At 65.4% G+C, this 2,555-nt stretch carries 2 protein-coding genes, 1 tRNA gene and 2 pseudogenes; 2 read left to right on the forward strand and 3 right to left on the reverse strand.

Annotation, left to right across the window (positions count from 1 at the left end; genetic code table 11):
• Positions 1–2: 2 nt before the first annotated feature.
• Positions 3–638 (reverse strand): ANTAR domain-containing response regulator, encoded by a 636-nt coding sequence (locus MW084_RS06835; protein WP_275563516.1) that lies wholly within the window; start codon positions 636–638, stop codon positions 3–5.
• 103 nt (positions 639–741) lie between these two features.
• Here MW084_RS06835 and MW084_RS06840 point away from each other — a divergent pair.
• Both MW084_RS06840 and MW084_RS06845 read left to right on the forward strand, forming a co-directional pair.
• A tRNA-Leu gene (locus MW084_RS06840) sits at positions 742–825 on the forward strand.
• Positions 826–909: 84 nt separating this feature from the next.
• Positions 910–1,698, forward strand: a complete 789-nt coding sequence (locus MW084_RS06845) for an RNA polymerase sigma factor sigma-70 region 4 domain-containing protein (RefSeq protein ID WP_029553871.1) — start codon at positions 910–912, stop codon at positions 1,696–1,698.
• Between the two features lie 74 nt (positions 1,699–1,772).
• Here the strand turns inward: MW084_RS06845 and MW084_RS24495 are convergent.
• Positions 1,773–2,350 (reverse strand): annotated as a pseudogene (locus MW084_RS24495) (DUF6518 family protein); the annotation flags it as partial.
• A 121-nt stretch (positions 2,351–2,471) separates the two neighbouring features.
• A pseudogene (locus tag MW084_RS24500) lies at positions 2,472–2,555 on the reverse strand (hypothetical protein); the annotation flags it as partial.

Consider the following 2,555-nt stretch of genomic DNA (forward strand, 5'->3'; position numbering starts at 1 on the left):
CCCTACCCCCGACCCCCCGCCTCCTCGATCACCACCTCCGCAACCTGCCGCATCGACATCCGCCGATCCATCGACGCCTTCTGAATCCACCGAAACGCCGCCGGCTCCGCCAACCCATACCGCGCCTGCAACAACCCCTTCGCCCGATCCACCACCTTCCGCGTCTCCAACCGCTCCGCCAGATCCGCCACCTCCCGCTCCAACGCCCGCAACTCCGCGAACCGCGACACCGCCATCTCGATCGCCGGCACCACATCACCCTTACCGAACGGCTTCACCAGATACGCCATCGCACCCGCATCCCGCGCCCGCTCCACCAACTCCCGCTGCGAGAACGCGGTCAACATCAACACCGGAGCAATCGACTCCCCCGCAATCCGCTCCGCAGCCGAGATACCATCCAAAACCGGCATCTTCACATCCAGAATCACCAAATCCGGACGATGCTCACGCGCCAGCTCCACAGCCCGGGCCCCGTCCGCCGCCTCACCAACGACGGTGTACCCCTCCTCCTCCAGCATCTCCCTGAGATCGAGACGGATGAGGGCCTCGTCCTCGGCGATGACGACGCGAGTCGTCACCGGCGGTACGTGCGACTGGCCGTCGGTGATGGGCTGGGGCGACTCAGGGGCGGTCACGGAGGGCTCCTCAGTGCGGGCACGATCCAGATACGGCTCTGCATCGAGCCTACCTAGCTGCGGCAGCCTGCGATGACCCGATACACTCCTTCGCAGCACTTCAGCCGGGTTGATGGAATCGGCAGACATGATCGCCTCAAAAGCGATTGCCCGAAAGGGCGTGCGGGTTCAAGTCCCGCACCCGGCACTCACAGCAAGCGGAACCTCGCGTTCTCGTGAATCTCCACTCGCAAGCTACACAGGGCCACGAAGCATCACGCAGAGTGGTTCCATGCCCTTCCATGGAACAGAAGTACGGCAGCGCGCCGTCACCATGCTGCGCGACGGCCTGAAGAACACGGACGTCGCTCGACACCTCGGGGTGCCCGTCGGCACGGTCGGTTACTGGCGCCATATGGATCGCGCGAAGCGCGGTGAGCGCCCCGACCGCTCCGCTTCGAACTGCCCTCGATGCAACGGCTTGCCGGTCGACCAGACGGCCTATGGCTATCTCCTGGGCCTCTACCTGGGGGACGGGCACATCGCCCAAAGCCGCTCCATGAGGGTGCCAAGCCTGTCCGTGTGGTGCACGGACACATGGTCGGGACTGATCGAGTCATGCGGGCAGGCGATGCAGCGGGTGCTGCCAGACACCGGTCTCACGAAGGTCAAGCGGACCGGCTGCGTCGAGGTGAAGTCCTACAGCAAGCACTGGCTGTGCCTCTTCCCGCAGCACGGGCCCGGGAAGAAGCACGAGCGGCGGATCGTCCTCGAGGGCTGGCAGCGGGCCGTCGTGGACGCCTGTCCGTGGGACTTCGTCCGGGGGCTCGTCCACTCGGACGGCTGCCGGGTCACCAACTGGACGACGCGCCTCGTCGGCGGTGAGCGGAAGCGCTACGAGTACCCGCGGTACTTCTTCACCAACAAGTCCGACGACATCCGGCGGCTGTACACCGACGTCCTGGACGGGCTCGGTGTCGAGTGGACGCACTGTACGCGCAATGGGGAGCCGTACACGATCTCGGTGGCGCGGAGGGGGTCGGTGGCGTTGATGGACGCTCATGTGGGGGCGAAGTACTGAGGCTGTGTCCTATCGGGTGGGGTGGGCGAGGTGTGCGTCGGTAGTGTGTGTTGTGTATGTTGGGCGGTGGANGNGCGGGGGGTGTTGTTCGTTTTTCGGTTCGGAAGCGGTGGATGGCCCAGCCGGCGCCGAGGGTGGCGGCGGTCCAGACGATGGTTTCGGCGAGGATGGTTGCGGGGGTGGGGGTGATGTGTGGTCGGGGTGGCATCAGGATCATTTGTGTGGCTGCGCCTGTGGGGACTGTCAGGGCGGCGAGTAGGCCGGCCGGTCCGGGTCGTCTGATGGTTGCGCCTATGGCGCCGAGGACCGGGCCGAAGAGGAGTGCTGCTTTCAGCCAGGTGACCGTGTTTGTGCCGGCTCCTGAGGCGTAGGCGTCCGTGGTGTAGTACGCCGTTGTGGCGGTGATGAGTGCCAGGGTTCCGGCGAGTGCGCCTCGGGTCCGTGTTGTGGCGAGCCAGCCCATTGCCACGGCGAGGGCTGCCCAGGACCAGCCGGCGTCCATGAGGAGGCTGAGTAATTTGGCGGTTTTGGCCCAGAGGGTGCCTGTGAGTGGCGCGCCGAGTGTCGAGTAGGGCGATGAGAGTGCGTTGGCGAGTGAGGTGGCTGCGCCGAAGGCGGTTCCGGCAAGGATGCTTCCCACCATGATTTTCATACCGGGAGGGTATCCGGTGGGTTGCGGTGTCTTTCCGGAGTGTTACGGGTGGTGGGTGGGTGTTGTGGGGGTTCNGACGACTNANTNCTTCNNNTATNATCCCGTTTGTAGTGATGTGGGNGGTGATGGTTTGGCGTTGTGGTTGGAGGTCGAGGGGTGGGGTGGTTTGGGTGGTTTCGGTGGCGTAGGCCATGCGGGCGGCGGG

Origin of the sequence: Streptomyces sudanensis (assembly GCF_023614315.1) — a bacterium.
Taxonomy (GTDB): domain Bacteria; phylum Actinomycetota; class Actinomycetes; order Streptomycetales; family Streptomycetaceae; genus Streptomyces; species Streptomyces sudanensis.

Coding starts and splice junctions, on each gene's coding strand:
- MW084_RS06845 (WP_029553871.1), top strand. CDS start 910: ATGCCCTTCCATGGAACAGAAGTACGGCAGCGCGCCGTCACCATGCTG.